The sequence below is a fragment of the Brevibacillus jepli genome (genome assembly GCF_047229145.1).
GTDB lineage: Bacteria > Bacillota > Bacilli > Brevibacillales > Brevibacillaceae > Brevibacillus.
In genome coordinates, this window is record NZ_JBFEFW010000078.1 from 1 (window position 1) to 1653 (window position 1653).

At 45.7% G+C, this 1653-nt stretch carries 1 protein-coding gene; it reads right to left on the reverse strand.

Going from position 1 to position 1653, the window contains the following annotated elements; translation table 11 throughout:
- Window positions 1–429: 429 nt before the first annotated feature.
- Window positions 430–1536 (reverse strand): IS110 family RNA-guided transposase, encoded by a 1107-nt coding sequence (locus AB1L17_RS31310; RefSeq protein WP_412848817.1) that lies wholly within the window; start codon window positions 1534–1536, stop codon window positions 430–432.
- Between the last annotated feature and the right edge of the window lie 117 nt (window positions 1537–1653).

Here is a 1653-nt window from a genome sequence, read left to right on the forward strand (position 1 = left end):
AAATGGCGGGGAATTTCAGCTTCACTGATATGAACGAGGACTGTCAATAGCATGACGGCCCCGTTTTTTCTTTATTCTTTTTTCTTGTTGCTTTATATGGAGAGGTGGGCGTGATAGACTGCTTAATTTGCGGTCAGCGTAAAGAAAACCACCGCGTTTTACGCAAAAATCACGCCCACAGAGGCTCCATGTCAAGCAACAAGAATGGGTAAAGACACGGCACGAAGGCAAAAACTTTTCGACGGTGAGCAGTCTGATATCCGTGGGTTCTCACATTTTATCTCTCCGTTCGGGGGAGCTTCCACAAACTTATGACGCACGTAGTTGTTTTTTCTAACAAGTGTGCAAGTGAAGCACGTGGTTTCTCCCTACCGGTTCTTCCTTTTGCCTTCGAGCCCTATCTTCACTGCTTGATTCTAGGTTAACTTCTTACGATGCTTGTTCCATTTGTCGAGTGATCGCCCAAATAAAACCCAACAGTTCACGGGCAACAGCTGTCACTGCTTTTCCACCCGGTTTTCCTTTCGCCATGAGGCGACAATACTTTTTATGCAATCGATTTTGTGCTTTCCATGAAATGGATTGAACTTCCTTCGACTGGCCTTCCTGTCTTTTCCGAATCTCCCCTTTTAACGCAGGTGGATAACGATAACTCCACGCAGCCTCTACCAGAACACGACGAAGATGAGTGTTTCCTGTTTTAGTAATGGCCCCTTGTCGTCGGAGATCCCCACTTGAAGATTCGGAAGGAACCAATCCAGCATAAGACATCAGTTGACGAGGGTGGGCAAATCGGGAGAAAGAACCGATTTCTGCAACCAAGCTGGTAGCGGTTATTTCTGCGACACCACGTAATGACTGGAGAGCTTGAATCATAGGAGCATGAACACTTTCTGTCGCTTGAGCGTGAATTTCCTCATGAAGACGTTTTAAACGTTGCTCGATCTCGTCTAGATGATGTAAATATTCACGAAAAACAGTACGTGAGCTGTTTTGTGAAAAGGTTAAACGATCAAGCCACTCTCTGTACCTAACGGTCCATTTTCTAACTCCAACAGGAGGCCGCAAATCGTGACGAAGGAGAAATTTCGTTAAACGATGTCTGGCTCGAAGCTGGTCTTCTTTCGCATCTTCCCGGGCACGAACTAAGTCACGTAGAGCTTCATCTTCTACCGTCGGTACATAAATCGAAACCAATTCACCTGCACGAAGCAACTGAGCTAAACGAAGTGCATCGCGCCGATCCGTTTTCACTCGATCTCCCGGTCTTTGCGGAATAAGAGAAGGAGCAACAACTATACAATCGATTCCGAGACGAAGAAAAAGCCGATACAGTTCATAACCGGTAGCACCTGCTTCATAACACACTTGAAGAGAGTGAAAATCCCCTAGTTGTTTCATGAGTTTACGAACGGCTTCAGGTGTATGAGCAATCATTCCCCAATAACGTGGGGCTTCTCGGCCATCTTCAGCAATTGCCACCGCAATTTTATCTTTTGAAACGTCTAAACCAACGTATTTTGTGAAATCCTTCATAAGTAACAGCTCCTTTCGTATTGTAGCGCTCTGTCCATTGGCGTACTTGCCCTTAGTGTAGCCAGAGTAACCTACGAAGTTACGAATAGGGGCTGTCCTCGTTCATCATAACTTATG